Genomic DNA, 26,682 nt, shown 5'->3' with positions numbered 1-26,682 from the left:
GGGCCCATGGGCGAGACCGGGGGCGAGCCGGAAGCCACCGCGCGGCTGCAGAAGCTCTTCGAAGGGCACCGGCTGACGCCCACGCAGCGTCGCATCGCCCACTGCATGGTGCGCCGCGCCGCCGACGCGCCGTTCCTCTCCAGCGTGGAGCTCGCCGAGCTCGCGGGCGTCAGCCAGCCGTCGGTGACCCGCTTCGCGGTCGCCCTCGGCTTCGACGGCTACCCCGCGCTCCGCCGCCACCTGCGCGACGTCGTCCCCGCGGCCGAGGCGCCCGCCGAGGACTCGTACAACGAGTACCAGCAGGCCGTGCAGGCCGAGATCGACAACCTCCGCCACCTCGCCTCCCTGCTCGCCGACCCGGCCCCCGTCGCCCGGGCCGGCCGGCTGCTGGCCGCCTCCCGCCCCCTGCCGGTCCTCGGCCTGCGGGCGGCGACCGCCCAGGCGGCGGGCTTCGCCTACTTCGCGCGCAAGGTCCACCCCGATGTGCGGTTGCTGGACGAGGGCGGCACGCTGCTCGTCGACCGCATCGACGCGGCGGTCCGGGCCGGGGCGAGCGCCCTGCTGTGCTTCGCGCTGCCGCGGCATCCGCGCGAGGTGGTGGAGGCGCTGGAGTACGCGCGGGGGGTCGGCCTGACGGTCGTCACCGTCGCCGACTCCACCTTCGCCCCGGTGGCGCGCCACAGCGACATCCTCCTGCCGGCCGCCGTCGGCACGGGGCTCGCCTTCGACACGGCGTGCGCGCCGATGCTGCTGGGGCGGGTGCTGCTGGAGGCGATGTGCGACGCGCTGCCGGACGCGCAGGCGCGGTTGGAGGAGTTCGACGCGAAGGCGGCGGCGCGGGGCTTGTTCGTGGAGTGAGGAGCTGGTCTCAGCTCGTCCGGCGCTTGAGGACCGGGGGGCCGGGGGTCCGGGGGCGGAGCGCCCTAACGGGCGTACCGCACCTCCGGGAAGCGGCTCGACGGCCTGTCCAAGAGGCCATCGTTCTGCCCCCGCAGGAAGCGGTCGAGGAACGACGCCACATACGCCCGCGTCACGGCGACCGCCCGCTCCCCCCGCACCGACCCGACATCCCCCCGCACCGTCCCCCACGGCACCACTCCCCGCCGCGCCAGTTGCGGCAGCAGCGCCGCCGCATCCGTATACGCGCCGTGTTCCGACCCGGTGAGAGTCACGTCACCGCGCCAGCCTCCGCTGCCCCGCGAGTGCTGCCACAGCGCCTTCCACGACGGCTGGCGCCCGTACTCGCCGGAATCCGCCGCGTCCGTGCCCATCAGCAGGAACGGCCGGTCGACGCCGTCGCGGGACGCCGAGCTCATGCCCTTGGGCCCGGGGAACTCCATCGTCCCGTCCATGTTCACCGCGGCCCGGATGCGCCGGTCGTCGTGCATCGCCTGAACGGCCGTGAAACCGCCCGCCGACTGGCCCACCATCCCCACGTGCCGCAGGTCCATGGCGGCCGCCAGGCCGTGCGGCAGGGCGAGCCGGTGCTGACGGTCGCCGAGCCGGTCGAGGACGAAGCGGGTGTCGTCGACGCGCGCCTTCATCGCCTTGCGCAGCACCTTCCCCGGGTTCGTGCCGCGCTTCGCGGCGAGGCCGGGGAGCACGGAGGGCGCGAGGCGGCCGCCGGGGAGGGCGACCTCGGAGGAGTCGTAGGTGTGGTCGACCGTGACGACCACGTAGCCGCGCGAGGCCAGGTCCTCCACGAGCGAGGTGTTCCAGGTCCGGGGGTCGCCCAGGCCCGCCGAGTACAGCACGACCGGCCGTACGCCCGTCCCGCGCGCGGCGGGAGCGTCCACGCGCGCGTGGGTGGCGGTGGCCGCCCAGTCCACGGCCCCGGCCGGTACGCGGTAGCCGAGGTGGCCGGAGCCGCCCGGCGAGCCGAAGTGGGCGGCGGCGCGCCGCTCCATGTGGGGCGCGGTGCGCGGTGCGGTCCGCCAGCCCGCGTGGGCCGCCGGGTACCAGAGGCCGATCATGACCTCGCGGTGGCCGCGCCCCGGGTGCCAGGGGTCCTCGCGGGAGGTGTCGACCAGGTGGCGGGTGGTGGTGCCGACGGGGAACGGGCCGGTGGGCTCGGGCAGCCGGACGTGGGCGCGGGAGCCGGCCGCAGCGGAAGAGGCAGCTGGGGCGCCGTCGGCCGCAGCGCGTGCGTGCGGGGCGAAGGCGCCGAGCAGACCGGTCAGGGCCAGCGCACCCGCCGCCGCCAGTGCCCGTCGCCGAAGGGCACGCTCGTTCACCGGCATTCCGGTCTCCTCCCACCGCTCGGCTGGTATGACGACCATAGGGACCGATGATGCGTCGACACGACATACGTGGGGGGCAACTCGCCTGTGCTACCCGGGTATGACCCCGGTGGGCTACGGGCTCGCGCGGTTCTCAGCTCGCACTCAGAATCGTCGGCTAGCGTGCGGCCCGCAGCGATGGCGTCAGAGGTGCGCCAGAGGTGCGTCAGAGGTGGCGAGAAGACCGACGAGGAGGTCCGACGTGGGGCGCGGAGCGTATGCGCTGGCTCGTGTGGCCGTGATCGTGAGGGCGCCGGCGGGCCGGCTGTGGTGGCTCGGGCTGCTGAGCGCGGGTGCCGGTGTCGCGGTGCCGGAGCTGGCGCCCGGGCTGGTTCCTGGGCTGGTGCCGGGGCTCACCGGACGCCGGCTCGGGCTGGCGGTGGGTGCTGTCCTGTTCGTCGTGGCCGGTGCCGTGGCCTTCCTGGCGCGGCGCCGCCGGTACACGGAGCTGGCGGGCGGCGCGACGCGCGCGGGCCGGGCCGTGTTCCTCCAGGACCGGGCCGTGACGGCGCGGAACTGGCGGCGGGCCCGGCGCTGGTGGCTGGCGGGCGCGTTCGTCGCCGCCACGGCCTCCTCGCTCGCGGTGCCCGCGGCGGCCGGCCTGGCGATGGCGGGCGCGGGCGCCGGGCTGTGGGCGAAGGCCCTGTGGCTGGGCGGCCTGGAGCGCCGGAGCGAGTCGCTGCTGTGGGTGCGTACGGAGCGGGCGCAGGGCAGCCCCGTCGCGGCGCCCGTGAGCGGCTGGTTCACCACCGGTCTCGCCGCCGGTGACGCCCTGCCCGGCGGGGCCCGGCGGCGCGGACGTCCGGCCCCGGGCGGTGCGGTGGTCAGCGCAGCGCGGTGAGCCCCACCGCATGGGCGCCGCCGCTCTCGGCGACGAGTTCGTCGAGGGACTGCGGCGGCCGTACGGGCACGAAGCGCACACCTGGGGCCTCCTCGGCCCCGGTCGGCTGTTGGTGCTCCGCGTAGCCGTAAACCCCCGGGCGGGGGAGCGTGTTGTACGCGAAGTGGTTCGAGAAGTAGTACGCGCCGGTGTCGAGCAGCGCGACATGGTCCCCGGCCTCCAGCCGGGGCAGCGACCGCCCGGTCGCGACCAGGTCCCCGGCGAAGCAGCACGGCCCGGCCACGTCCTGCGTCTCGGGCGCCCCGTCCTTCGGCCGTCCCCACGCGTCGTACACCGCCACACGCAGCGGCCACGCCTCCGGCGCGAACACCGTGCGGACGGCCACCTGCGCGCCCGCGTGCGTCACCGCGATCCGGCGGCCGCCCGCCGACTTGGCGTACTCCACCCGGGCCAGTACCGTCCCGCTCTTGGCCAGTAGCGACCGCCCGAACTCGGTCACCAGGCCGTAGCGCCCGTCGAACAGCCCGGGGACGGTCTCGGCGAGCAGTCGCGCGTACGCGGCGTGGGTGGGGGTGACGTCGTCGGAGGCGAAGTTGACGGGCAGACCGCCGCCGATGTCCACGGACCGGATCCGCCGGCCGCCGACGCGCTCGTTGACCTCCTCGGCCAGTTCGTACACCGCCCGGATGCCGGAAGCCATCAGCTCCAGGGGGCAGCCCTGCGAGCCGACGTGGGCGTGGATGCGGGTGAGCCACGGCCGCTCGGCGCAGGCGCGTACCAGCCACTCGTGCGCCCCCTCGTCGCGCAGGGGGATCCCGAACTTCGACGTCGGCGTGGCGGTGCTGAGCGCGTCGATGCTGCCGCCTCCGACCTGGGGGTTCACACGCAGCCCGAGCGGCGGGACGGACGTCGTGTCGTGGAGGTCGTGGAGAAGGCCGTCCAGCCGGGCCAGCTCCTCCCGGCTGTCGGCGTTGACGGCGACGCCGAGCGCCAGCGCCTCGCGCAGCTCGGCGGGAGTCTTGGCGGGGGAGTCCAGCACGGTCCGCCCGGGCGGCACGCCCGCCGCGCGGGCCAGCGCGAGCTCCCCGGGGCTCGCCACCTCGGCGCCCAGCCCCTCGTCGGCGAGCAGCCTCAGTACGGGCACCAGGGGCGCGGCCTTGACCGCGAAGGTGTGCAGAACGTCCGTCCCTGGGGCGCTGACCTGCGCGAACGCTCTGTGGAGCGCGGCGGCGGCCGCTCTGATCCCCGGGACGTCCAGCAGGCCCACGACGGGCCGGTCCGCCGAGACGACCCCCTGCCGGACGGCCGCCAGCACGGCCGCGTCCCGCCGCCGCGCGGCGCTCTCCACGTGACCCATAGCCCTACTCCACCACCGAGGGAGGCCGACGGCCACGGTGCGACCGCCTATGAGGTCGACCGGCGAACCTGTTGACTAGAGGTATTCAGATGCTCAGACTGTGCAGTGTTCTATTCAGAACGCGATGGAGAGAGCCAGGGAGGCAGCGCCCATGTCAGGACCGCGACCCGTGCGAGCACCGCGAGGCACCGAGCTGAGCACCCGGGGCTGGCAGCAGGAAGCCGCGCTGCGGATGCTCCAGAACAACCTCGACCCCGAGGTCGCCGAGCACCCGGACAAGCTCGTCGTCTACGGCGGCACGGGCAAGGCGGCCCGCGACTGGCGCTCCTTCGACGCGATGGTCCGCACCCTCCAGACGCTCAAGCAGGACGAGACCATGCTCGTCCAGTCCGGCCGCCCCGTCGGCGTGATGCAGACGCACGAGTGGGCGCCGCGCGTCCTCATCGCCAACTCCAACCTCGTCGGCGACTGGGCCAACTGGGAGGAGTTCCGCCGTCTGGAGGCCCTCGGCCTGACCATGTACGGGCAGATGACGGCCGGCTCGTGGATCTACATCGGCACGCAGGGCATCCTCCAGGGCACGTACGAGACCTTCTCCGCCGTCGCCGCCAAGAAGTTCAACGGCACGCTCGCCGGGACGATCACCCTGACCGCCGGCCTCGGCGGCATGGGCGGCGCCCAGCCGCTCGCCGTCACCATGAACGACGGCGTAGCGATCTGTATCGACTGCGACCCGCGCGCCATCGAGCGCCGCATCGAGCACCGCTACCTGGACGTCAAGGCCGACTCCCTCGACCACGCCCTCCAGCTGGCCGTCGAGGCGCGCGACGCCCGCCGCCCGCTGTCCATCGGCGTCCTGGGCAACGCCGCCGAGCTCGTACCGCAGCTCCTCGCGATGAACGCGCCCATCGACATCGTGACGGACCAGACGAGCGCCCACGACCCGCTCGCGTACCTGCCCGTCGGCGTCTCCTTCGACGAGATGGCCACCTACGCCGCCGAGAAGCCCGCCGACTTCACGACCCGGGCGCGCGAGTCGATGGCACGTCACGTCGAGGCGATGGTCGGCTTCCAGGACGCGGGCGCCGAGGTCTTCGACTACGGCAACTCCATCCGGGGCGAGGCCCAGCTCGCGGGCTACACCCGCGCCTTCGACTTCCCCGGCTTCGTCCCGGCGTACATCCGCCCGCTCTTCTGCGAGGGCAAGGGCCCCTTCCGCTGGGCGGCGCTGTCGGGCGACCCCAAGGACATCGCGGCCACCGACCGCGCGATCCTCGACCTCTTCCCCGAGAACGAGTCCCTGGCCCGCTGGATCAAGATGGCCGGCGAGCGCGTCCACTTCCAGGGCCTCCCGGCCCGCATCTGCTGGCTCGGCTACGGCGAGCGCGACCGCGCGGGCGAGCGCTTCAACGACATGGTCGCGAGCGGCGAGCTCTCCGCGCCCATCGTCATCGGCCGCGACCACCTCGACTGCGGCTCCGTCGCCTCGCCCTACCGCGAGACGGAGGCCATGCTCGACGGCTCCGACGCGATCGCGGACTGGCCGCTCCTCAACGCCATGGTCAACGTCGCCTCGGGCGCCTCCTGGGTCTCCCTCCACCACGGCGGCGGCGTCGGCATGGGCCGCTCCATCCACGCGGGCCAGGTCACGGTCGCCGACGGCACGGCGCTCGCGGGCGAGAAGATCCGCCGCGTCCTGACGAACGACCCGGGCATGGGCGTCATCCGCCACGTCGACGCGGGCTACGACGAGGCCGACGCCGTCGCCGAGGCGCGTGGGGTGCGCATCCCGATGCGGGAGGGCGAGTGACCGCCGCTGCGGGCAGTCGTCCCGCAGGGCGGGACGGGTGGGCACAACGCGACCACCGGCCCGCACCCGCGAACGCGCCGTCGTTCCACGAGATGTGGGCGGACCTGCGCCCCATCGGCCGGAACCCCGAAAGCGGCGGCTACCGCCGCTACGCCTGGACCGGCGCCGACACCGACTGCCGCTCGTGGTTCCAGGCGCAAGCCGAAACCCGCGGCCTGACCTACGAGGTCGACCGCAACGGCAACCAGTGGGCCTGGCTCGGCGACCCCACCGCCGGTGACGCCGTCGTCACCGGCTCCCACCTCGACTCCGTCCCCGACGGCGGCGCCTTCGACGGCCCCCTCGGCGTCGTGTCGTCCTTCGCCGCGATCGACGAGCTCCGCACCCGCGGCGCCGAGCCGAACCGCCCCCTCGCCGTCGTCAACTTCGGCGACGAGGAGGGCGCCCGCTTCGGCCTGGCCTGCGTCGGCTCACGCCTGACCGCCGGCCAGCTCACCCGCGACAAGGCCCACGCCCTCCGGGACGGCGGAGGCGTCTCCCTGGCCCAGGCCATGGAGCGCGCCGGGTACGACCCCGAGGCCATCGGCCCCGACCCCGACCGCCTCGCCCGTATCGGCGCCTTCGTCGAGCTCCACGTAGAGCAGGGCCGGGCCCTCGCGGACACCCCGCACCCCGTGGGCGTGGCGTCGGCGATCTGGCCGCACGGCCGCTGGCGGTTCGACTTCCACGGCGAGGCCAACCACGCCGGCACCACCCGCCTCGACGACCGCCGCGACCCGATGCTGACGTACGCCAACACCGTGCTCGCGGCCCGCAAGAAGGCCCGGCTCGCCGGCGCCCTGGCGACCTTCGGGAAAATCGGCGTCGAGCCGAACGGTGTGAACGCCATCGCCTCCCTCGTCCGCGGCTGGCTGGACTCCCGCGCCGCCGACGAGGAGACGCTGGCCGCCGTCGTCGCGGAGATCGAGCAGGCGGCGGTCGAGCGCGGTGTCCGCGACGGCGTGGAGGTCCGGGTGACCCGGGAGTCCTTCACCCCCGTCGTGGAGTTCGCCCACGACCTGCGCGACGAGCTCGCCAAGCTCCTGGGCGGCGCGCCCGTGCTGCCCACGGGTGCCGGGCACGACGCCGGTATTTTGTCCGGTGTCATCCCCACGGCCATGCTGTTCGTGCGGAACCCCACCGGCGTCTCCCACTCGCCCGCCGAGACGGCGACCGAGGACGACTGCGTGGCCGGAGTGACCGCACTCGCCGACGTACTGGAGGGCCTGGCGTGCAGGTGACCTACTGGGCCGAGCACGCGTGGCTCGGCGACCGTGTCGAGCCCGGTGTGGCCATCGAGGTGACGGACGGCCGGATCACGGCCGTCCGCGCCGAGGTCCCCTCCCCGCCCCCGGGCGCGACGACGCTGCGCGGCCTGACCCTCCCGGGCCTGGCCAACGCCCACTCCCACGCCTTCCACCGCGCCCTGCGCGGCCGCACACAGGTGGGCAGCGGCACCTTCTGGACGTGGCGCGACGTGATGTACGGCGTCGCCGACCGGCTCACCCCGGACTCGTACTTCGCCCTCGCCCGCGCCACGTACGCCGAGATGGCCCTCGCCGGCATCACCTGCGTCGGGGAGTTCCACTACCTCCACCACGGCCCCGGCGGCACGCCCTACGCCGACCCCAACGCCATGGGCGAGGCCCTGATCGCGGCCGCCGCCGAAGCCGGCATCCGCATCACCCTCCTCGACACCGCCTACCTCTCCTCCGGCTTCGGGGAGTCCCCGAACCACCACCAGACGCGCTTCTCCGACGGCACGGCCGACGCCTGGGCCGAGCGCGCCGCCGCCCTCAAGCCCGCCGGCCACGCCCGGATCGGCGCGGCCGTGCACTCGGTGCGCGCCGTGCCCGCCGACCAGCTGACGACCGTGGCCCGCTGGGCCGACGAACGCGAGGCGCCCCTCCACGTCCACCTCTCCGAGCAGACCGCCGAGAACGAGGCCTGCCTCGCGGCGCACGGCCGCACCCCCACGCGGCTGCTCGCCGACCACGGTGTGCTCGGCCCGCGCACCTCCGCCGTGCACGCCACGCACCTCACCGACGAGGACATCGCCCTCCTCGGCGGCGCGACGTCGACGATCTGCATGTGCCCGACCACCGAACGGGACCTCGCCGACGGCATCGGCCCCGCCGTCCAACTCCAGCGGGCGGGCAGCCCGCTGTCCCTGGGCAGCGACAGCCACGCCGTCATCGACCTCCTCGAAGAGGCCCGCGCCATGGAGCTCGACGAACGGCTGCGCAGCCGCACCCGGGGCCACTGGACCGCCGCCGCGCTGCTGCGCGCCGCCACCGAGGACGGGCACGCCTCCCTGGGCTGGGCGGACGCGGGCCGCATCGAGCCGGGCGCCCTCGCCGACCTCACGACGGTCGCGCTGGACTCCGTCCGTACCGCGGGGCCGGCTCCGCGCCACGGTGCCGAGACGGCCGTATTCGCCGCGACGGGCGCGGACATCCGCCATACGGTCGTGGGCGGCCGGCACGTCGTACGCGACGGGCTCCACCAGCTCGTACCGGACGTGCCGCGGGCACTGGCCGACTCCATCGCCGCCCTGAGCGGCTGACGCCGAGGACCGGAGCAAGCATGAGCACGGCAATCATCAACATCAGCAGCCTGGTCACCAACGACCCCTCTCTCGGCGAAGGCCCCCTCGGTCTGGTCCAGGACGCGGCTGTCGTCATCGACGGCGACCGCGTCGCGTGGATCGGTGAGTCCAGCAAAGCACCCGCCACTGACAACGCCGTCGACGCCGGGGGCCGGGCGGTCGTCCCCGGCTTCGTGGACTCCCACTCCCACCTGGTCTTCGCGGGCGACCGGACCGCCGAGTTCAACGCGCGGATGTCCGGGCGGAGCTACAGCGCGGGCGGCATCCGCACGACGGTGGCGGCGACCCGCGCGGCGAGCGACGAGGCGCTGGAGGCCAATCTCCTGCGCTACCTCGGCGAGGCCCTCCGCCAGGGCACGACCACCTTCGAGACCAAGTCCGGCTACGGCCTCACCACCCACGACGAGGCCCGCGCCCTGCGGATCGCCGCCGCCCACACCGACGAGGTCACCTACCTCGGCGCGCACATCGTGGCGCCGGAGTTCGCCGACGACCCCGACGGCTACGTCGCCCTCGTCACCGGCGAGATGCTCGACGCGTGCGCTCCGCACGCCCGCTGGGTCGACGTGTTCTGCGAGAAGGGCGCCTTCGACGGCGACCAGGCCCGCGCGATCCTGGAGGCCGGCAAGCGCCACGGACTCGTCCCGCGCGTCCACGCCAACCAGCTCGGCCACGGCCCCGGCGTCCAGCTGGCCGTCGAGGTCGGCGCCGCCTCCGCCGACCACTGCACCCACCTCACCGACGCGGACGTCGACGCCCTGGCCCAGGGCTCCACGGTGGCCACCCTGCTGCCCGGCGCCGAGTTCTCCACCCGCGCCCAGTGGCCCGACGCGCGCCGTCTCCTCGACGCGGGCGTCACGGTCGCCCTCTCCACGGACTGCAACCCCGGCTCGTCCTTCACCAGTTCCATGCCGTTCTGCGTGGCCCTGGCTGTGCGCGACATGGGAATGACGCCCGACGAGGCCGTCTGGTCCGCCACGGCGGGCGGTGCGGCGGCCCTCCGCCGCACGGACATCGGCCGCCTCACCCCGGGCTCCCGCGCCGACCTGGCGCTCCTGGACGCCCCCTCGCACGTCCACCTCGCCTACCGGCCCGGCGTGCCGCTCGTCTCGGCCGTCTGGCGGCGCGGGGTACGCGAGCTCTGAGGTCCGGGTCGGATCAGGGAGGTCTCAGGGCGGGGCCAGGGTCTTCCCGGAAGCCGTTTGACGGCCCCGGCCGGAAGGATCGGGGCCATGACGAACACGACATGGCGACAGGCGGCCTTCGCGACGGGCCCGCTGTGCATGACGGCCTACGGCCTCATCCGGCTGACGGACCCCGGCCACGGCCCGGGCCCGGCCTGGTCGCTGGGTCATCTCGCCCTGCTGGCGGGCGTCCTGCTGTTCGGACAGGTGATGCTGGGCCTCCGCCGGACGGCGGCGACGGGCCGAGGCCCGGTGAGCCGGGCGTTCGCGGGCGTCGGCGCGACCCTGGGCCTGCTGGGCGTGGCGGCCGTGACGGCACAGACGGCCATCGACCTGCTGGTCGGATACGCGTCGGTGGACCGCGAGACGATGGACGCCCTCTTCGAGCGGATCCACAGCTGGCCGGGCGTGACACCGGCCGTCTACACCGTCGGCCCGCTGCTCTTCTACGTCGGACTGCTGCTGCTCGTGGGGCAGTTGGCGGCCCTGCGCGCGACAGCCTTCTGGCGGCCGCTCGCGATCGTCGCGGGCGTGGCGGTTACGGCGGCCGGCGGCCTGGACCTGATACCCCTGAGCGGTCTGCTCTTCCTCCTGACCCTCGCCCCGCTGGGCAAGAACGCCACCGCTGCTCAGCCCGTCCTCTCCAGCGTCACGAGCGGAATATCCCGCCCGGTGCGGGAGTCCCACTCCCTGAGGTCCGCGAAGGCCGGATCCGCCACGACCTGAAAGGCCCACACGTCATGCGGCCTGTTCTGCCGCCCGGCGGCAGTCCCGGCAGCGGCCGGGCTCGGCGGCGCGGAAGACGCGTTCGCAGCCGCCGCAGGTCTGGAACGGCAGGGGCGCCGGGGGCCGCGACGGGCCCGGTGGCGCCTCCGGGGTCCGTACGGGCAGGGCGGGTGGCAGCCAGTTCGTCAGGCGGTAGCCGAGTAGCCGGGCGGGCCAGGAGATGGTGCCCATGGGCAGGCCGCCCGTCAGGGTGAGGGCGATCTGTACGGGGCCGATCCCCCGGTCGAGCCATGTGCGTACGGCGGGGGAGAGCCGTCGGACGTCCATCTCCGAGAGCCACAGCCGTGGGTCGCGACGGCGCAGCCCGGCGAGCAGGTCGGCTGCGGGCCGGTCGGCGGGCGGTAAGGGGGTCGGCTCCGTTGGCTCCCTCGGCTCCTCGCGCCGGACGGGCGGTTGGGCGGCAGGCCGCCGCTTCACCAGGTCGACCTTGGGCGGGGGCGGGGGCGGGGGCGGCTCGGCGCCGGGCCGGTCGTACCAGCTCGTATGGGTCACCATCCGGCCCGTCGCCATCCGTTCGGGCTTCCGCTCCAGGTAGCCAGCGGTTTCCAGCTCCCTCAAGGCCCGGGCGATGGTGATTTCGCCTTCCCTGAAGCGGCGGGTGAGGTCCTTGATGCCGACGGCCGCGCCGTCCGGCAGCGACTGGATGTAGACGCCGAGGCCGATCGCGACAGCGGACAGGTCGGGATGCTGGGCGAGGTGGTTGCCGACGACGGTGAAGTTCGTGTCGTGGCGGTGCCGGATGTGGACCACTCCGGCTCGCGGAGAGCCGGTGCGCGCGGAGGGGTGCGCGCTAGACTGCGCTTCAGTCATTGGGAAGGTCTCAGCTTCCTGGATGATCAGGCCCTCGATCGGGATGCCAGTCCCGGCCGGGGGCCGTCGTCTGTCTGGAGCTTGCGCGGCGAACGTACCGCGCCGCCGCCCACAACTTCCACCGTGTCACCTGATGGGGTGACGTGTCGGGTTGGTAGGGGTTGGTTCTTTCCCCAAGTCCTTTAAAGGGACGTCCAGCCGGACCGGTTCGCGGCTCGTCGCGTCCCGGTTGCCTTGGTCACGCGTGCGCCTCGCGCTGATGCACGCCCATGAGCGTGGCGGCGCGGGCCATCCCCTCGGCGTCGCCCCGTGCGGTCGCCTCTCGCCGGGTGCGCTTGATCCGGTCACAGCGGCACGCCGATGGCGTCCGCGAGCGATCGCATGCCCGGCGTGAGGGTCCTCCTCCTCTCGATCACCCGGCCGAGAATGTCCTGCGCGTACCGCTGGTTGGGCAGCCACTGGGGCGCCACGGTCCGGACGTGCTCCAGGACGTCCACCGCTTCCGCGTACCGCCGCAGCCGGACGTTCGCCTCCGCGACGTCCAGCAGGTGACGGTTGCGGTTGTTCGAGGTGGGCCGCAGGCCGCTCGTGGGTACGCGTTCCGCGAGTTGGAGTACGTGGTCGGGGCGGTCGGCGATCAGTGCGTTCTCGGCGCGCTTGAGTTTCACCGTCACGGGGCCGAGAGCCCGGAGGAAGTCCTTCTCCGGCGCGAACTCCCGCCCCATCGCGATCGCGGCGGAGTGGGCCAGCCGTAGTGCTTGATCGGCTTCGTCGGGCCTATTGTCCCTGACGGACGCGGCGGAGTGCCGCAGCAGAAGCCATCCCCACGCGCTGAGCTCCGCGGGCGTGGCGCGGGACACGCGGGGTTCGACTTCGTCGGCCCAGCGCGTCGCGAGTTCGCGTGCGGCGTCGAGCTTGCCCTGCCGCAGGAGCAGCCAGCATTGCGTGCTGACGGTGGTCGCCGCGTGCAGTTCGTCCGTAGCCTCGCCCAGTGCGCGCTCCAGCGCTACGTGCGCTGCCTTGAACTGGCGGGTCTGGGTGAGGAGCCAGCCCGTCAGCTGCATCAGGCGGGCCCGGACGGCTTTGCCGTCCGGGTCGGTCTCCGCCAGCGCGTCGGTGTCCCGGATGAGGGGCGGAAGGATCGTGCCCAGTTCTGTGTACCGGTCGGTGGAGAACAGCGGTAGCGCCGAGTCGAGGGCCGCGCGGACGCCCGTGAGGGTGGGGGGCTCTTCCGGCCCGGGCACCCGGACGGTATCCGTCAGAGCCCGGCGTACCGCTTCCCACTGGTCCGCGGGGGAGCCCTCGGGCTCGCCGTCACCCCGGTCGCTGACCAACTGGGTCGTCGGTACCCGCAGAGCCACCGCGAGTCTGTGCGCCGTCTCCAGCCGGGTGCCGTCGCGCTCGGCCTGCTCCAGTTTGCGGATCAGGGAGAGCGAAACACCCGACACGGCTGCGAGTTCGCGCTGACTCAGGCCCCGGCGCTTGCGTACGTCCCGGAGCCGCTGGCCGAAGGTGGCACCCATGGGGCGAGCGTACGCTCAGCGGGTGAGGCCCCGTCGCGGTCCCGTCAGGAAACCCGCTTGAGCAGCCACGCGTTCGGCGTGAAGGACGAGTTGGTGAAGGCCACGCAGCCGCCGCTGTAGTAGGTCTGGACCCTGGTCCAGCCGTTCGGCGGGAAGGCCGTGGCGCAGGCGTTGACCTGGGTGCCGACGGGGAGGCCGTCGAGGTTCTTCATCATCTTGATGTTGGGGCCGGCGGTCGCGCGGCAGGAGGCGCTCGTGCCCCAGTTGACGTCGACCCAGCCGTCCGGGGTCATCGTGTCGGCGCACACCGTGCGGGTTTCGCCCGGCGCCGCCTGGGCCGGGCTCGCCGCGACGGAGGCGAAGAGCGTCGCGCCGAGAAGGGCCAGACCCGCGGTGCGGAGTCGTCTCATGAGGGTCTCCCGACCGTCGAAAAATCGCCGGTGAGTGATCGGCGTTGATGACGGACATTCAATGGCTTGCGTGAAGCCTTTGTGGAGAACGTTTTCGGCCACGAAGGACCCACGAAGAACCATCGTGAAACGCGCTGTGCCGCATGGGACGGCTCGTCCCATGCGGCACAGACGTGGCGGTCATGACGGTCGCGGCGGTCGTGGCGCGCGGCCACGTGTCACTCCTCGGTCAGCAGCCCCCGCCGCAGCCGCACCAGCGTGCGGGACAGCAGCCGGGAGACGTGCATCTGGGAGATGCCCAGTTCCTCGCCGATCTCCGACTGCGTCAGGTTCGACACGAACCGCAGGGAGAGGATGTGGCGGTCACGGTACGGCAGTTCGGCGATGAGGGGCTTGAGCGACGCGATGAACTCGATGCCCTCCAGGCCGTGGTCCTCGTAGCCGATGCGGTCCGACAGGGAGCCCTCCGGCTCGTCCTCGTCGGCCTGGGCGTCCAGCGAGCTCGCGGTGTACGCGTTGCTCGCGGCCATGCCCTCGACGACCTCGTCCTCCGTCAGGCCCAGCCGCTCGGCGAGCTCGGCGACGGTCGGGGCGCGGTCCAGCTGCTGGGCCAGCTCGTCGCCGGCCTTGGCCAGGTCGAGGCGGAGCTCCTGGAGTCGCCGGGGGACCCGGACGGACCAGCTGGTGTCGCGGAAGAAGCGCTTGATCTCGCCGATGATCGTCGGCATCGCGAAGGTGGGGAACTCCACACCGCGGGTCAGCTCGAACCGGTCGATCGCCTTGATCAGACCGATGGTGCCGACCTGGATGATGTCCTCCATCGGTTCGCTGCGGGTGCGGAACCGGGAGGCCGCGAACTTCACCAGGGCCAGATTCAGCTCGACCAGTGTGTTGCGGACGTACGCGTAGTCGTGGGTTCCCTCCTCGAGCGACGCGAGGCGGGCGAAGAGCGTCTTGGACAGCGCCCGCGCGTCGACCGCGTCCACCTTGTCGTACGGGGGGATCTCCGGGAGTCCGGCGAGGCCGGGGGTGTCGGGGGCGTCGTGTGCGGGCAGGGTTGCCGACGAGGCCGTCGCGAGGTCCTCGTATGAGGCGCACGAGGTGCCGGGACGTTGTTCGTCGAGCCGGGGTGACATGGTCTCCTCCATCGTTTCTCGGCATATGGCTGCCGAAGCCGTGACCCTTTTGCTGCGGTTTGCGGCGCCTCCAAAGCCGTCCGTGGCGAATGTGTCCCTACTAGCCCTACCGGTCTTCACCACTCCCTGGCAAGTGTGGTTTGTCCCATTCTGTCAATGTTTGGCGGAACTTCAGCTTCCGGAGCTGCGTCAGGAAGGCGTAGTGTTTCGGCAGCGGAGCGCGAGCACACCACGAGCGCATGAAGGGGAGCGGGAGCGCATGGATCGCGGGATGGTCGGCAATCCGAGCAGGGGCCGACTGCAGGTGGAGGTCCGGCGCGAGGGCGCGAGCTCGGTCGTCTCACCCGCGGGTGAGCTCGATCACCACACGGCCGAATTGCTGCGCGAGTCCCTGGAGGGCTGTGTGCGCGACGGTGACGCCCGCGTCGTCGTCGACTGCTCGCGGCTCGACTTCTGCGACTCCACCGGTCTGAACGTCCTCCTCGGCGCCCGGCTCAAGGCCGAGGCCGCCGGAGGCGCCGTTCACCTGGCCGCGATGACCCCCGTCGTCGCCCGGGTGTTCGAGATCACGGGAGCCGGGGCCGTCTTCACCCTGCACGACACGCTCGACTCGGCGCTCGCCGACTGAGCCGATCCGGGAATCTCCGTTGCCTGTGTCACAGGCGCCGCGTCGAATCCGTGGGTGTTCTCACGGTCCGGCCGGGCAGGAGACAGCTGAATCCATTGAAGATGTTTGTGTTCGTATCGGTGAATCGGTGAGGTGAAGCGCTGATGAGCACCACCCGGGCGTGCCCACCGCCGGACGGTCCCGGCCCGGAGGCGGGGGACGCCGCCTCGGCCGGCTCACCGGCCCCGGCGGAAGCGGCCCGCAGGCTGCGCCTCGTCGGGGTCGGTGGCGCCGTACCGCTCTCCCGCGACTTCACCCGTCAGGCGCTCTACGACTGGGGCTGGCTCCCCGCGGTCTCCGCCGACCACCGGGCCGCCGCCGAGGACGTCCTGCTGGTCGTCTCCGAGCTGGTCACCAACGCCTGCCTGCACGCCGACGGCCCCGAGCAACTGTGCGTCAGCCGTACGGGCAAAGTGCTCCGGCTGGAGGTCAGCGACCTCGGCGCCGGCACCCCGGCGCCCCGGACCCCGCACCGCGCGGGCCGCCCCGGCGGCCACGGCATGTTCATCGTCCAGCGGCTCTGCCTCGACTGGGGAGTCGTCCGGCGCTCCGACGGCGTCGGCAAGACGGTCTGGGCGGAGCTGGCCGGACCGTCGTAGGAGAGCTCTTACGGGCTGTTCCTTGTCTTCCCTCTCCACCGTCCCGGGCGTACCTTCGGCGTCCGATCTGATGTGCCGTCAGCAAAGCTCGGCTGCGGCACCGGACGAGAGGGGAACCCCAGGTGTACCGCACCTCACGCAACCCCATGCGCCGCGCCGGCGCGCTCGCGGTCTCGGCGGCTCTGGCCGGCGGCGCGTTCCTGCTGGTCGCGCCGGACGCGCGGGCCGAGGTCGTCGACGTCAACTACCAGTGCAAGACACCGATCGGGGACCGCAGCGCGGTCTCGCCCATCGACATCAAGGCCACGGCGAGCGGTGACGCCTACAAGCTCACCATGACCTTTCAGAAGGGCGTCTCCTCCAGCCCCATCGAGCTCGGCAAGGGCGCGATGAAGCCAAGTGCCGTGATCAAGGTGGGCGGCGCGGACAGCGGCACGGTCGATGTCTCCGGCCCCGCCAACGACCAGCCGATACCGCCCAACACCCCCATCAAGATCAGCGACTTGTCGGGGACGTACACCCCGAAGAAGGGCGGCCAGGTCACCTTCACGGCCTCCGTCCTCACCATCTCCGCCCTGGGCACCACGACCACCTGCACCCCCACCAACAACCCCAAGCCCTCGCTCACCCTTGAGGTCAAGGAGCCGGGCGGGACGGGCGGCTCCACGACGAGTGGGGCCACGACCGGTGGCTCTACGACGGGCGGCTCTACGACGGGTGGGGCCACGACCGGCGGGTCCACGAGCGGATCGTCGGCCGGGTCGACCGGCGGGTCGAGCAGCGGCTCCACGGCCGGTACCACCGGCGGGTCCACCGGCTCGACCACCAGCGGCACCACCGGCGGCGGTCAGCTCCCACAGACCGGGCCCTCCGATTCCGCCGTCGCCCTCGCCACCCTCGGCGGCACCGTGCTCCTCACCGGGCTCGCCGGCACCCTCTGGCTCACCCGGAGGCGCCGCAGCGCCGGCTGAACCCCCTCACCCCACGCCCAGGGAGCCGCCGATGCCGCCACCGACCATCCCGAAGCCCTCCCGCGCCCGGGCCGCCGCGCTGCTCTGCGCCGCCTCGGTGCTCGCCGTGCCCACGCCCACCGCCCAGGCCCCGACTGCCCCGGCGCCGACCGCCCCGGCCCCGGCCGACAGCCGGCCGTCGTGGACGGCGGCACCCGCCCCCGGCGGGAGGAAGGCGCCGACAGCGGAGGACCGGTCGTCCTTCTACCTCGAAGGCGCCCCCGGTTCGGTCCTGGAGGACAAGCTGACGGTCGTCAACCCCGGCGACCGGCGTCTGACGGTCGAGCTGAGCGGCAGCGACCCGTGGATCTCCCTCGCCGCCGGGCGCGTGAGCGTGCCGCCCCGCACCCGCGCGGACGTCCCCCTCACCGTGACCGTCCCGGCCGGTACGGCACCCGGCGACCGCTCCGCCGCCGTGACCGCCTCCGGGGACGGCCGGCGGGTCCGGGTGCCCATGGCCGTACGGGTCGCGGGGACCGCCTTCGCCGCGCTCTCGGTGGAGCACGTGCGGGTCAGCGGCACGGGCCGGGACGCGGTGATCCACTACGCCCTGGTCAACCGGGGCAACATCGCCCTCGCCCCCCGGCTGACCATCCGGGCGGAGGGCCTCTTCGGACAGGTCCTGCGCCGCGAGGCAGCCGGAGTCCCCGCCGCCCTGGCGCCCGGCGAGAGCGTACGGCTGGCGGAGCGGTGGCCGGAGGCCCCGCGTCTGGACCGGGTGGCGGTGCGCGTCACCGCCACCACCCCGGACGGCACCCGGGCCGCCGCGTCCGGCGCGTACACGCCCCTGCCCTGGCTCGGCCCGGCCCTCGCCGGGGCGGCCGGGCTCGTGGCGGCCGGGGCGGCCGTACGCCTCGTAAGGCGCCGACGGGCGGTCCGCTCATGAGCCGCCCGCCGGGAGGGCGCTGCAGCGCCCGGGAGAGCGCCCGGAAGCGAAGAACGGCGCTCCCGGCACCGCTCCCGCTCCTCGCCCTCCTCTCCCTCCTCGCGCTGCTCACGCTCCTCGTCCTCCCCGCGCCCCCAGCCCTCGCCGACGGTGCCCCCCAGGCCTCCGTGGACCGCTCCGAGGCCCCCTTGGACGGCCGGGTCACCGTGACCGGCAGGGGCTGGCCGGGCGGCGCGCTGCTCACCCTGCTCGTCTGCGGGCAGAACATGATCGGCGGCACCAACGCCTGCGCCAACGCCGACGGCCGCGCCGTCACCACCGGCGCCGACGGCGCCTTCCGCAAGGACGTGCCCGTCCCCGCGCCGCCCAAGCCCTGCCCGTGTGTCGTCCATGTGGCGACCGTCACCGGCGACTCCGCCGCGACGGACGTCCCGCTGGTCATCACCGGGCACCCGGTCGCGCCCCTGCCGGAGCAGAGCGGCGGGGAGCGGCTCAGCGTGCTCGACGCCCGGCTGGAGGGGGCCGGCGGGCTGCTGACGTGGTTCGGCGCCCCGCCCGCCCGCAGGCTCGTCGTCACCGTCGCCAACCTCGGCACCACCCCCGCCAAGAACCCCGCCTTCCGGCTCGGCACCTCGCGCGGGGTCCTCGCCCCGGTCTGGGAGGACCGCCCCTGGCGCGGCACGGTGGCCCCCGGGCACAAGGAGCGGGTGACGCTGGACGTGGAGCTGGCGGCGGGCGCGTACGGGGACTACCTCGTCTCGCTCGAGTACGGCGGCAAGGTGCTCGTCGAGCAGCCGTGGGACGTGAGCCGGCCCTGGGGGGTGACGCTCTTCTGGATCCTGCTGGGCGTGGTCGTCCCGCTGGCGGTCTTCCGCGCGGGCATGGCGGTCGTGGACCACGTCCGGCCCAGGGCGCCCCGGGCGCCCGCCGCGGCCGGTGCGGGACACCTGGCGGAGGGCCGGGAGGCCGCCCTCCCGTGGTTCACGTCGGAGAACGACCCCAGGGGCCCCGGCGGTCCCGCCCCGGCCGACCCCGGATCCGGGACGTCCCCCGGCTGACGGACGGCGAAACGGGGGCACGCGAAAGCCCCCGGCACGTTCCCGTGCCGGGGGCTTCCGTGTGTCCGTCAATGGACCCGCGTCAGTGGACGTCACCCATCAGGGCGATGATCCGCTTGCGGTACATCCACACCGCGACACCCGCGAGGGTGGCGAGCGCGGCCTGGAACACGATCGTGCCGGTGCCGTTCATGTCCACACCGGCGATGGACAGCAGACCCGTCGTGCAGTCACCGGCGGTGACGGCGAGGAACCACACGCCCAGCATCTGGCTCGCGTACTTCTTCGGCGCCATCTTCGTGGTGAGCGACAGACCCACCGGGGAGAGGCACAGCTCACCCATGGTCTGGATCATGTAGATCATCAGCAGCCAGGCCGGGCTGACCTTGGTGCCGTCGCCCGCCATGCCCATCGGGACGGCGAAGACGAAGAACGAGGCGCCGATGAGCACCATCGCCATGGAGAACTTCACCGTGGTGCTGGGCTCGCGGTCACGGCGGGCCAGGAACACCCACAGCCAGGCGAAGACCGGGGCGAGCGCCATGACCCACAGCGGGTTGACCGACTGGAACCAGGTCGACGGGAAGCTGAAGCCGAAGACGTTGTCGGCGGTCTTCTTCTCGGCGAAGGTCGACATCGTCGAACCGGCCTGGTCGAAGATCATCCAGAAGGCCGCGGCGGCGACGAAGAACCAGATGTAGCCGCTGACCTTGGTCTGCTCGGTGTCCGTCAGGTCCTTGTCGCGCTTGATGCGCAGCAGGACGGTGATCGGGATGATCAGGCCAAGCACGGTGATCGGGATCAGGGCCCAGTTGAGGGTGAAGATCCCGGCGCCGCCCACGATGCCGTAGAAGACCACCGCGACGCCCAGCCAGATGGCGGCCTTGGTGAGGGTCTTCTTGCGCTCCTCGGCCGACAGCGGCTGCGGGACGACGCTGCTCTTCGGGTCGAGGTGGCGGGTGCCCCACAGGAAGATCATCAGGCCGAGCGCCATACCGGCGGCGGCGATGCCGAAGCCCAGGTGCCAGTTGACTTCCTGGCCGATGGTGCCGATGACCAGCGGCGCGAAGAAGGCGCCCAGGTTGATGCCGATGTAGAACAGCGTGAAGCCGCCGTCACGGCGCGGGTCCGTGGGACCGTCGTAGAGGTGGCCCACCATCGTGGAGATGTTGGACTTCAGCAGGCCGGAGCCGATCGCCACCAGCGCGAGGCCGGCGAAGAAGGTCGGCTTGCCGGGAACGGCCAGGAGCAGATGGCCCGCCATGATGGTGCTGGCCGCGATCGTGACCGTCTTACGGGGACCCCATACGCGGTCGCCGAACCAGCCGCCGGGCATGGCGAGCAGGTACACCATCGCCACGTAGATGGAGTAGATCGCCACCGAGCTGGCCTCGGGCATCGCCAGACCGCCGCCCTGGCTGCCGGGCTTGGCATCGGGGCCGCCGGAGATCAGGTAGACGACGAGCAGGGCCCGCATGCCGTAGTAGGAGAATCGCTCCCACATCTCGGTCAAGAAGAGCGGGGCCAGGCCGAAGGGGTGGCCGAAGAAGGTCATGCCGCGCGAGGTCGGAGAGGTCTTCTCCTGCTCCGCCGCGTCCTTCGTCAGGCTGGACGCCATGGTCATTCCTAGGGTGCTCGGGACGCGCGGTGGTCCGGAGGACGCGCGCCCGGGTGGGGGTTGGCCGGCACCGGCTACTGACGCCGTCCACCCCACTCCCCTGGGGTGCGGCTCCTCTGTGGAGGAGTCGCGGGACGGCCGTATTCCGGGATCCACGCCCCCCGCGCACCTTCGCGCAGGGGACCCGGCCGACAGGTCAAACACTGTGGAACAAGGCTGGATCACCAGCCCTGCGCACAACAGAGACCTTCGGCTCGTCGGATGTCCCGAAGGTCCCGCTGTAGTGCTACAGATGTCGGGTCACCATACGTCACACCCCGCCTGGCCATGGAAGGTGTTGAGACATGGATCACAGTCGATTCCGGAACCGAATCCTTCCTTTCGATGGTGGTAGCACTTTCGGTGAAGTGTTGCCGTAGGTAGCACTCGGCCCGCCGCTGACGTGCGCCCGCGCGGACTACCATCACCCCATGACCCGAGTACTGCTCGCCGAGGATGACGCCTCCATCTCGGAGCCGCTCGCGCGCGCCCTGCGCCGCGAAGGGTACGAGGTGGAGGTGCGCGAAGACGGTCCCACGGCCCTGGACGCCGGCCTGCAAGGAGGGGTGGACCTGCTCGTCCTCGACCTCGGGCTGCCCGGCATGGACGGCCTCGAGGTCTGCCGCAGACTGCGCAACGAGGGGCACGGCTTCCCCGTGCTCGTGCTCACCGCCCGCGCCGACGAGGTGGACACCGTGGTCGGCCTGGACGCAGGCGCCGACGACTACGTCACCAAGCCCTTCCGCCTGGCCGAGCTGCTCGCCCGGGTCCGGGCGCTGCTGCGCCGCGGCACCGTCGAAGCCCACCAGCAGCCGCCCGCCACGCACGGCGTGCGGATCGACGTCGAGTCGCACCGCGCCTGGATGGGCGACGAGGAACTCCAGCTCACCGCGAAGGAGTTCGACCTGCTGCGGGTCCTGGTACGGGACGCCGGCCGGGTCGTCACCCGTGACCAGCTGATGCGCGAGGTCTGGGACACCACCTGGTGGTCCTCCACCAAGACCCTGGACATGCACATCTCCTGGCTGCGCAAGAAGCTCGGCGACGACGCCGCCAACCCGCGCTACATCGCCACCGTGCGTGGCGTCGGCTTCCGCTTCGAGAAGAGCTGACCGAAGACACCGTGCGCCGCCGACTGATCAACTCCACGCTCGCCGTCGTGCTCGTCGTGATCGCGGTCTTCGGGATCTCGCTCGTCATCGTCGAGACCCGGACGATCGAGAACAGCGCGCAGGAGAGCGTGCAGTCCGAGGCCGTCCGGCTGGTGGCGATCGTCGACAGCCGGCTCGCCGGGCACGAGCGCGTGGAGTCGGAGGTGCTGAGCGATCAGATCACCCCCAACCGGTACGCCCGGGTCGACCTCCCCGGCCGGCAGCCGATCGAGATCGGCAGCCGGCCCGAGGGCGGCGTCATCACCACGACGCTGAAGGGAGAACAGGGCGAGACGGTACGGGTCGAGGAGTCCCGCAGCACGGTCAGCCGGGAGATCGGCCGCACCCTGCTGGTGATCCTCGCGGTGGCCCTGCTGGCCGTGATCGCCGCCGTGTTCCTGGCCGTACGCCAGGCCAACCGGCTCACCGCCCCGCTCACCGACCTCGCCGAGACCGCCGAACGGCTGGGCTCCGGCGACCCCCGCCCCCGGCACCGCCGCTACAGCGTCCCCGAGCTCGACCGGGTCGCCGACGTCCTGGACGCGAGCGCCGAGCGGATCGCGCGGATGCTCACGGCGGAGCGGCGGCTGGCCGCCGACGCCTCGCACCAGCTGCGGACGCCGCTGACCGCGCTGTCGATGCGGCTGGAGGAGATCACACTCACCGACGACCCGGAGACGGTCAAGGAGGAGGCGATGATCGCCCTCACCCAGGTGGAGCGGCTCACCGACGTCGTCCAGCGGCTGCTGACGAACTCCCGCGACCCGCAGACCGGGTCCGCGGTCACCTTCGACCTCGACGAGGTCATCAAGCAGCAGATCGAGGAGTGGCGGCCGGCCGCCCGCGCCACGGGCCGGGCCGTGGTCCGCTCCGGCAAGCAGGGGCTGCGCGCGGTGGGCACGCCGGGTGCGGTCTCCCAGGTGCTGGCGACGCTGATCGAGAACTCCCTGATGCACGGGGACGGCACCGTCGCCCTGCGCACCCGGGTCACCGGCAACCAGGCGGTGGTGGAGGTCTCCGACGAGGGTCCGGGCGTCCCGGCCGATCTGGGCTCGCGGGTCTTCGAGCGGACGGTCAGCGGCCGTAACTCCACGGGCCTGGGCCTGGCCGTCGCCCGCGATCTCGCGGAGGCGGACGGCGGCCGGCTGGAACTCCTCCAGCAGCAGCCGCCGGTGTTCGCGCTCTTCTTGAGCCGCGAAGCGGATCAGGACGACTAGAGGCCGGTTACTTCCCCGCTCTGACCCGCTCCTGCTCGGGCGCCTCCGCCAGGAACGATTCGGCGGCCTGGACGGCGTCGCGGGCGGGCATCGCGCGGAACACCCAGGAGCGGTACGACCAGAAGCGGAAGACCGTGCCGATGCCGAGGCCGACGACGTTCTTGGCGATGTTGTCGGCGAGCGGGCTGGTCAGGCCCATGCCGTAGTGGGAGAGGGCGAGTATGCCGTTCTCGATCACCAGGCCGACGCCGCTGAAGAGCAGGAACAGGGTGAGCTCGCGGCTGCGCCGGTTCTTGTCCGTGTCGCGGTAGGTCCAGTAGCGGTTGCCGACGTAGTTCGCGGCGATCGCCACGGCCGTGGCGATGACGCCCGAACGCACCACGGCCAGTCCCGCGCCGTGGACGCAGATGTTGAAGACGATGAAGTTGACCACGAATCCGACGGCGCCCACGGCGCCGAATTTCGCGATTTCGCGGGCCAGCCGCTCCAGCCGGGAACGCACTGTGCGCCGTTGAGTCATGGTCTTCATGCTAACGAGCCCGCGGAGGAGCCCGTCCGGAGAGTCGGTGAACGAACGGCGAACGCCCGGTTTTGCCGCTTTGATTCCGCCTCCGTGCCGTCTCCATGCCGCCTCCGTGCCGTCCCCGCGCCACCGGAACGGCAGCCTCCGAGATTGGAGGATCGTCCAGGAGGGGTCGGAGTGGTTCGTACGTACGGATACTCTGGGGGAGTGACGTTCCCGGTAGTCGGCATGGTCGGCGGCGGTCAGCTCGCCCGTATGACCCACGAGGCGGGCATCCCCCTCGGCATCAGGTTCAAGCTGCTCAGCGATACCCCTCAGGACTCGGCGGCCCAGGTGGTGAGCGAAGTCGTCATCGGCGACTACCGCGACCTGGACACCCTTCGTGCGTTCGCACAAGGCTGCGATGTGATCACCTTCGATCACGAGCATGTTCCGACCGAGCACCTCCGGGCCCTGGAAGCGGACGGCATCCCCGTCCGCCCGGGGCCCGACGCTTTGGTGCACGCCCAGGACAAGGGTGTGATGCGCGCCAAGCTCGACGCGATCGGGGTGCCGTGCCCCCGGCACCGCCTCGTGGCGGACCCCGCCGACGTCGAGCGCTTCGCGGCGGAGGGATCGCCGGGCGGGCGGGCGGGAGAAACAGGTTTCCCCGTCGTCCTCAAGACCGTGCGCGGCGGCTACGACGGCAAGGGCGTCTGGGTCGTGCGCGACGCCAAGGAAGCGGAGGAGCCCTTCCGGGCGGGCGTGCCCGTGCTCGCCGAGGAGAAGGTCGACTTCGTCCGCGAGCTCGCGGCCAACGTGGTCCGCTCCCCGCACGGCCAGGCCGTCTCCTACCCCGTCGTGGAGTCCATCCAGGTCGACGGCGTCTGCGACACGGTGATCGCCCCCGCGCCCGGCCTGTCCGACGAGCTCTCCGCGCACGCCCAGGAGCTCGCCCTCCGCATCGCCAAGGAACTGGGCGTGGTCGGCCACCTCGCCGTGGAGCTCTTCGAGACCCGCGACGGCCGGGTGCTCGTCAACGAGCTCGCGATGCGCCCCCACAACTCCGGCCACTGGACCCAGGACGGCGCGATCACCTCGCAGTTCGCCAACCACGTCCGGGCCGTACTGGACCTGCCGCTCGGCGACCCGCGCCCCCGCGCCAAGTGGACCGTGATGGCCAATGTTCTCGGCGGCGACTATCCGGACATGTATTACGCGTACCTGCACTGCATGGCGCGCGACCCCGGCCTGAAGATCCATATGTATGGCAAGGACGTGAAGCCCGGCCGCAAGGTCGGACACGTCAACACCTACGGCGACGACCTGGCGGACGTGCGCGAGCGCGCCGCGCACGCCGCCGGATACCTGCGAGGAACGATCACGGAATGAGTTCTCCCGGCTCCCCCCTCATCGGCATCGTCATGGGCTCGGACTCCGACTGGCCCGTTATGGAAGCCGCCGCCAAGGCCCTGGACGAGTTCGAGATCCCCTACGAGGTCGACGTCGTCTCCGCGCACCGGATGCCGCGCGAGATGATCGAGTACGGGGAGCTGGCCGCAGGCCGCGGCCTCAAGGCGATCATCGCGGGCGCGGGCGGCGCGGCCCACCTGCCCGGCATGCTCGCCTCGGTCACCCCGCTGCCGGTGATCGGCGTGCCCGTGCCGCTGAAGTACCTCGACGGCATGGACTCGCTCCTCTCCATCGTCCAGATGCCCGCCGGCGTCCCCGTGGCCACCGTCTCCGTCGCGGGCGCCCGCAACGCCGGCCTGCTGGCCGTCCGGATGCTCGCCGCCCACGACGAGAAGCTGCTCGACCGGATGCGCCGCTTCCAGGACGAGCTCAACGACCAGGCCACCGAGAAGGGCAAGCGCCTGCGCGCCAAGGTCGAGGGCGGCACCGGCTTCGGATTCGGGAAGTGAGCGCCGTGGACGAGCTGATCCGCGCCCGCGAGCTGCTCGCCGCGCACCCCGTCGTCGACGGCCACAACGACCTCCCCTGGGCCCTGCGCCAGCAGGTCCGCTACGACCTCGACCAGCGCGACATCGCCACCGACCAGAGCGCCGCCGGGCTCCACACCGACCTGCCCCGGATGCGCGCGGGCGGCGTCGGCGCGCAGTTCTGGTCGGTGTACGTGCGCACGGACATGGCCGGCGACGAGGCGGTCAGCGCCACGCTGGAACAGATCGACGTCGTACGGCAGCTCGTCGACCGCTACCCCGGCGAGCTGCGGCTCGCCCTGACGGCCGACGACATGGAGGCCGCCCGCGCCGAGGGGCGCATCGCCTCGCTGATGGGCGCCGAGGGCGGCCACAGCATCAACTGCTCGCTGGCCACGCTGCGCGCCCTCCACCGCCTCGGCGTCCGCTATATGACGCTCACCCACAACGACAACATCCCATGGGCGGACTCGGCGACCGACGAGCCGGCGGCGGGCGGGCTGACGCGCTTCGGCGAAGAGGTCGTCCGCGAGATGAACCGCCTCGGCATGCTCGTCGACCTCTCGCACGTCTCGGCCGGCACGATGCGGGACGCGCTGCGGGTCAGCGAGGCGCCGGTGATCTTCTCGCACTCGTCGGCCCGCGCGGTCTGCGATCACCCCCGCAACATCCCGGACGACGTCCTCGGCGCGCTCGCCGCGAACGGCGGCGTGGCCATGGCCACGTTCGTCCCGAAGTTCGTCCTGCCGGAGGCCGTCGCCTGGACCCGGGCCGCCGACGAGAACATGCGTGCCCATGGCCTCCACCACCTCGACACCACCGCCGAGGGCATGGCCGTCCACCATGCCTTCGAGGCGGAGCACCCGCGCCCGGTGGCCACGGCCGCGACGGTCGCCGACCACCTCGACCACATGCGCGAGGTCGCCGGCGTCGACCACATCGGCATCGGCGGCGACTTCGACGGCACGGCCTTCACCCCGGCCGACCTCGCCGACGTCTCCGGCTACCCCAACCTGATCGCGGAACTCCTGCGCCGCGGCTGGTCCGAGGCGGACCTGGCCAAGCTGACGTGGCAGAACGCGACGCGCGTCCTCCGCGACGCGGAGGCGGTGGCGCGGGAGGTCTCCGCGAAGCGGGGGCCGTCGATCGCGACGATCGACCAGCTGGACGGATAGTAATTCAGCCCCTCCGGCGTTTGAGGAGCGGGGGTCC

Annotated in this window: 25 protein-coding genes; 17 read left to right on the top strand and 8 right to left on the bottom strand. The window is 72.6% G+C overall.

Annotation, left to right across the window (positions count from 1 at the left end; translation table 11 throughout):
* Nucleotides 1-6: 6 nt before the first annotated feature.
* Complete coding sequence (locus tag RM609_RS06100; RefSeq protein ID WP_311608568.1) at nucleotides 7-858, top strand: MurR/RpiR family transcriptional regulator; 852 nt, start codon at nucleotides 7-9, stop codon at nucleotides 856-858.
* A gap of 65 nt (nucleotides 859-923) precedes the next feature.
* Here RM609_RS06100 and RM609_RS06095 read toward each other — a convergent pair whose 3' ends face one another.
* Nucleotides 924-2,279: an alpha/beta hydrolase family protein gene (locus tag RM609_RS06095; RefSeq protein WP_311608567.1), complete on the bottom strand. Its 1,356-nt coding sequence runs from the start codon at nucleotides 2,277-2,279 to the stop codon at nucleotides 924-926.
* Between the two features lie 202 nt (nucleotides 2,280-2,481).
* Between RM609_RS06095 and RM609_RS06090 the strand changes: the two genes are divergently transcribed.
* Entirely contained in the window at nucleotides 2,482-3,120 is a 639-nt protein-coding gene (locus tag RM609_RS06090) for a hypothetical protein (protein ID WP_311608566.1), read from the top strand.
* Here the strand turns inward: RM609_RS06090 and RM609_RS06085 are convergent.
* Nucleotides 3,104-4,477 carry a type III PLP-dependent enzyme domain-containing protein gene (locus RM609_RS06085; RefSeq protein WP_311608564.1) on the bottom strand — a complete coding sequence of 458 codons (1,374 nt, stop codon included), beginning with the start codon at nucleotides 4,475-4,477 and terminating at the stop codon, nucleotides 3,104-3,106. The genes RM609_RS06090 and RM609_RS06085 overlap by 17 nt on opposite strands.
* A gap of 151 nt (nucleotides 4,478-4,628) precedes the next feature.
* Here RM609_RS06085 and hutU point away from each other — a divergent pair, with 151 nt between their 5' ends.
* The 5 genes from hutU to RM609_RS06060 all read left to right on the top strand — a co-directional run bounded on the left by hutU (nucleotide 4,629) and on the right by RM609_RS06060 (nucleotide 10,844).
* The gene (gene hutU, locus RM609_RS06080) at nucleotides 4,629-6,287 is read left to right on the top strand and encodes a urocanate hydratase (RefSeq protein WP_311608563.1); all 1,659 of its coding nucleotides are present in this window, start codon (nucleotides 4,629-4,631) and stop codon (nucleotides 6,285-6,287) included.
* Nucleotides 6,288-6,379: 92 nt separating this feature from the next.
* Nucleotides 6,380-7,567 (top strand): allantoate amidohydrolase, encoded by a 1,188-nt coding sequence (locus RM609_RS06075; RefSeq protein WP_311609127.1) that lies wholly within the window; start codon nucleotides 6,380-6,382, stop codon nucleotides 7,565-7,567.
* A complete protein-coding gene (locus tag RM609_RS06070; protein WP_311608562.1) occupies nucleotides 7,558-8,892 on the top strand; it encodes a formimidoylglutamate deiminase in 1,335 nt (444 codons plus the stop codon). Before RM609_RS06075 ends, RM609_RS06070 begins: the two co-directional genes overlap by 10 nt.
* A 20-nt stretch (nucleotides 8,893-8,912) precedes the next feature.
* Nucleotides 8,913-10,079, top strand: a complete 1,167-nt coding sequence (hutI, locus tag RM609_RS06065) for an imidazolonepropionase (protein ID WP_311608561.1) — start codon at nucleotides 8,913-8,915, stop codon at nucleotides 10,077-10,079.
* 87 nt (nucleotides 10,080-10,166) lie between these two features.
* Nucleotides 10,167-10,844, top strand: coding sequence for a hypothetical protein (locus RM609_RS06060; RefSeq protein WP_311608560.1), 678 nt, complete (start codon nucleotides 10,167-10,169; stop codon nucleotides 10,842-10,844).
* 12 nt (nucleotides 10,845-10,856) lie between these two features.
* Here RM609_RS06060 and RM609_RS06055 read toward each other — a convergent pair whose 3' ends face one another.
* From RM609_RS06055 to RM609_RS06040, 4 genes are all read right to left on the bottom strand, one after another.
* Complete coding sequence (locus RM609_RS06055) at nucleotides 10,857-11,714, bottom strand: helix-turn-helix domain-containing protein (protein ID WP_311608559.1); 858 nt, start codon at nucleotides 11,712-11,714, stop codon at nucleotides 10,857-10,859.
* 344 nt (nucleotides 11,715-12,058) lie between these two features.
* The gene (locus RM609_RS06050; protein ID WP_311608558.1) at nucleotides 12,059-13,237 is read right to left on the bottom strand and encodes a helix-turn-helix domain-containing protein; all 1,179 of its coding nucleotides are present in this window, start codon (nucleotides 13,235-13,237) and stop codon (nucleotides 12,059-12,061) included.
* Between the two features lie 44 nt (nucleotides 13,238-13,281).
* The gene (locus tag RM609_RS06045; RefSeq protein ID WP_311608556.1) at nucleotides 13,282-13,647 is read right to left on the bottom strand and encodes a hypothetical protein; all 366 of its coding nucleotides are present in this window, start codon (nucleotides 13,645-13,647) and stop codon (nucleotides 13,282-13,284) included.
* A gap of 218 nt (nucleotides 13,648-13,865) precedes the next feature.
* Nucleotides 13,866-14,795: an RNA polymerase sigma factor SigF gene (locus RM609_RS06040; protein WP_311608555.1), complete on the bottom strand. Its 930-nt coding sequence runs from the start codon at nucleotides 14,793-14,795 to the stop codon at nucleotides 13,866-13,868.
* Nucleotides 14,796-15,042: 247 nt separating this feature from the next.
* Between RM609_RS06040 and RM609_RS06035 the strand changes: the two genes are divergently transcribed.
* From RM609_RS06035 to RM609_RS06015, 5 genes are all read left to right on the top strand, one after another.
* A complete protein-coding gene (locus RM609_RS06035; protein ID WP_311608554.1) occupies nucleotides 15,043-15,411 on the top strand; it encodes an STAS domain-containing protein in 369 nt (122 codons plus the stop codon).
* Between the two features lie 143 nt (nucleotides 15,412-15,554).
* Nucleotides 15,555-16,049 (top strand): ATP-binding protein, encoded by a 495-nt coding sequence (locus RM609_RS06030; protein ID WP_311608552.1) that lies wholly within the window; start codon nucleotides 15,555-15,557, stop codon nucleotides 16,047-16,049.
* Between the two features lie 146 nt (nucleotides 16,050-16,195).
* A complete protein-coding gene (locus RM609_RS06025) occupies nucleotides 16,196-17,020 on the top strand; it encodes an LPXTG cell wall anchor domain-containing protein (protein ID WP_311609125.1) in 825 nt (274 codons plus the stop codon).
* A 31-nt stretch (nucleotides 17,021-17,051) separates the two neighbouring features.
* On the top strand, nucleotides 17,052-17,945 hold the full coding sequence (locus RM609_RS06020) for a COG1470 family protein (RefSeq protein WP_311608551.1): 894 nt from the start codon (nucleotides 17,052-17,054) through the stop codon (nucleotides 17,943-17,945).
* Nucleotides 17,942-19,003, top strand: a complete 1,062-nt coding sequence (locus tag RM609_RS06015) for a hypothetical protein (RefSeq protein ID WP_311608550.1) — start codon at nucleotides 17,942-17,944, stop codon at nucleotides 19,001-19,003. The genes RM609_RS06020 and RM609_RS06015 overlap by 4 nt, the downstream gene beginning before the upstream one ends.
* 82 nt (nucleotides 19,004-19,085) lie before the next feature.
* Here the strand turns inward: RM609_RS06015 and RM609_RS06010 are convergent, their stop codons facing one another.
* A complete protein-coding gene (locus tag RM609_RS06010) occupies nucleotides 19,086-20,621 on the bottom strand; it encodes a peptide MFS transporter (RefSeq protein WP_311608549.1) in 1,536 nt (511 codons plus the stop codon).
* Nucleotides 20,622-21,091: 470 nt separating this feature from the next.
* On the opposite strand from RM609_RS06010, the gene RM609_RS06005 reads away from it, so the two are divergent.
* Together RM609_RS06005 and RM609_RS06000 are read left to right on the top strand one after the other, a co-directional pair.
* On the top strand, nucleotides 21,092-21,772 hold the full coding sequence (locus tag RM609_RS06005) for a response regulator transcription factor (protein ID WP_126914456.1): 681 nt from the start codon (nucleotides 21,092-21,094) through the stop codon (nucleotides 21,770-21,772).
* Nucleotides 21,773-21,783: 11 nt separating this feature from the next.
* Nucleotides 21,784-23,028 (top strand): sensor histidine kinase, encoded by a 1,245-nt coding sequence (locus RM609_RS06000; RefSeq protein WP_311608547.1) that lies wholly within the window; start codon nucleotides 21,784-21,786, stop codon nucleotides 23,026-23,028.
* Nucleotides 23,029-23,035: 7 nt separating this feature from the next.
* Here the strand turns inward: RM609_RS06000 and RM609_RS05995 are convergent, their stop codons facing one another.
* A complete protein-coding gene (locus tag RM609_RS05995) occupies nucleotides 23,036-23,548 on the bottom strand; it encodes a GtrA family protein (RefSeq protein WP_311608546.1) in 513 nt (170 codons plus the stop codon).
* A 231-nt stretch (nucleotides 23,549-23,779) separates the two neighbouring features.
* Here RM609_RS05995 and RM609_RS05990 point away from each other — a divergent pair, with 231 nt between their 5' ends.
* The 3 genes from RM609_RS05990 to RM609_RS05980 are packed head-to-tail and all read left to right on the top strand — an operon-like array spanning nucleotide 23,780 to nucleotide 26,645.
* The gene (locus tag RM609_RS05990) at nucleotides 23,780-24,922 is read left to right on the top strand and encodes a 5-(carboxyamino)imidazole ribonucleotide synthase (RefSeq protein ID WP_438828396.1); all 1,143 of its coding nucleotides are present in this window, start codon (nucleotides 23,780-23,782) and stop codon (nucleotides 24,920-24,922) included.
* On the top strand, nucleotides 24,919-25,452 hold the full coding sequence (purE, locus tag RM609_RS05985) for a 5-(carboxyamino)imidazole ribonucleotide mutase (protein WP_311608543.1): 534 nt from the start codon (nucleotides 24,919-24,921) through the stop codon (nucleotides 25,450-25,452). The genes RM609_RS05990 and purE overlap by 4 nt, the downstream gene beginning before the upstream one ends.
* The gene (locus RM609_RS05980; protein ID WP_311608542.1) at nucleotides 25,449-26,645 is read left to right on the top strand and encodes a dipeptidase; all 1,197 of its coding nucleotides are present in this window, start codon (nucleotides 25,449-25,451) and stop codon (nucleotides 26,643-26,645) included. Before purE ends, RM609_RS05980 begins: the two co-directional genes overlap by 4 nt.
* Nucleotides 26,646-26,682 lie beyond the last annotated feature (37 nt).

Origin of the sequence: Streptomyces hesseae (assembly GCF_031845785.1) — a bacterium.
GTDB classification, from domain to species: domain Bacteria; phylum Actinomycetota; class Actinomycetes; order Streptomycetales; family Streptomycetaceae; genus Streptomyces; species Streptomyces hesseae.
The sequence above is the reverse complement of the archived record's forward strand: the minus strand, read 5'-3'. Positions and strand labels throughout refer to the sequence as shown.

Bases quoted from the DNA above. Each gene is read 5' to 3' on its own strand.
- RM609_RS06095 (WP_311608567.1), bottom strand. From the start codon at position 2,279: ATGGTCGTCATACCAGCCGAGCGGTGGGAGGAGACCGGAATGCCGGTG.
- RM609_RS06050 (WP_311608558.1), bottom strand. From the start codon at position 13,237: ATGGGTGCCACCTTCGGCCAGCGGCTCCGGGACGTACGCAAGCGCCGG.
- hutU (WP_311608563.1), top strand. From the start codon at position 4,629: ATGTCAGGACCGCGACCCGTGCGAGCACCGCGAGGCACCGAGCTGAGC.
- RM609_RS06055 (WP_311608559.1), bottom strand. From the start codon at position 11,714: ATGACTGAAGCGCAGTCTAGCGCGCACCCCTCCGCGCGCACCGGCTCT.
- RM609_RS06015 (WP_311608550.1), top strand. From the start codon at position 17,942: ATGAGCCGCCCGCCGGGAGGGCGCTGCAGCGCCCGGGAGAGCGCCCGG.
- purE (WP_311608543.1), top strand. From the start codon at position 24,919: ATGAGTTCTCCCGGCTCCCCCCTCATCGGCATCGTCATGGGCTCGGAC.
- RM609_RS06040 (WP_311608555.1), bottom strand. From the start codon at position 14,795: ATGGAGGAGACCATGTCACCCCGGCTCGACGAACAACGTCCCGGCACC.
- RM609_RS05990 (WP_438828396.1), top strand. From the start codon at position 23,780: ATGGTCGGCGGCGGTCAGCTCGCCCGTATGACCCACGAGGCGGGCATC.
- hutI (WP_311608561.1), top strand. From the start codon at position 8,913: ATGAGCACGGCAATCATCAACATCAGCAGCCTGGTCACCAACGACCCC.
- RM609_RS06060 (WP_311608560.1), top strand. From the start codon at position 10,167: ATGACGAACACGACATGGCGACAGGCGGCCTTCGCGACGGGCCCGCTG.
- RM609_RS06035 (WP_311608554.1), top strand. From the start codon at position 15,043: ATGGATCGCGGGATGGTCGGCAATCCGAGCAGGGGCCGACTGCAGGTG.
- RM609_RS06045 (WP_311608556.1), bottom strand. From the start codon at position 13,647: ATGAGACGACTCCGCACCGCGGGTCTGGCCCTTCTCGGCGCGACGCTC.
- RM609_RS05995 (WP_311608546.1), bottom strand. From the start codon at position 23,548: ATGACTCAACGGCGCACAGTGCGTTCCCGGCTGGAGCGGCTGGCCCGC.
- RM609_RS06020 (WP_311608551.1), top strand. From the start codon at position 17,052: ATGCCGCCACCGACCATCCCGAAGCCCTCCCGCGCCCGGGCCGCCGCG.
- RM609_RS06030 (WP_311608552.1), top strand. From the start codon at position 15,555: ATGAGCACCACCCGGGCGTGCCCACCGCCGGACGGTCCCGGCCCGGAG.
- RM609_RS06100 (WP_311608568.1), top strand. From the start codon at position 7: ATGGGCGAGACCGGGGGCGAGCCGGAAGCCACCGCGCGGCTGCAGAAG.
- RM609_RS06085 (WP_311608564.1), bottom strand. From the start codon at position 4,477: ATGGGTCACGTGGAGAGCGCCGCGCGGCGGCGGGACGCGGCCGTGCTG.
- RM609_RS06010 (WP_311608549.1), bottom strand. From the start codon at position 20,621: ATGGCGTCCAGCCTGACGAAGGACGCGGCGGAGCAGGAGAAGACCTCT.
- RM609_RS06075 (WP_311609127.1), top strand. From the start codon at position 6,380: ATGTGGGCGGACCTGCGCCCCATCGGCCGGAACCCCGAAAGCGGCGGC.
- RM609_RS06005 (WP_126914456.1), top strand. From the start codon at position 21,092: ATGACCCGAGTACTGCTCGCCGAGGATGACGCCTCCATCTCGGAGCCG.
- RM609_RS06025 (WP_311609125.1), top strand. From the start codon at position 16,196: ATGCGCCGCGCCGGCGCGCTCGCGGTCTCGGCGGCTCTGGCCGGCGGC.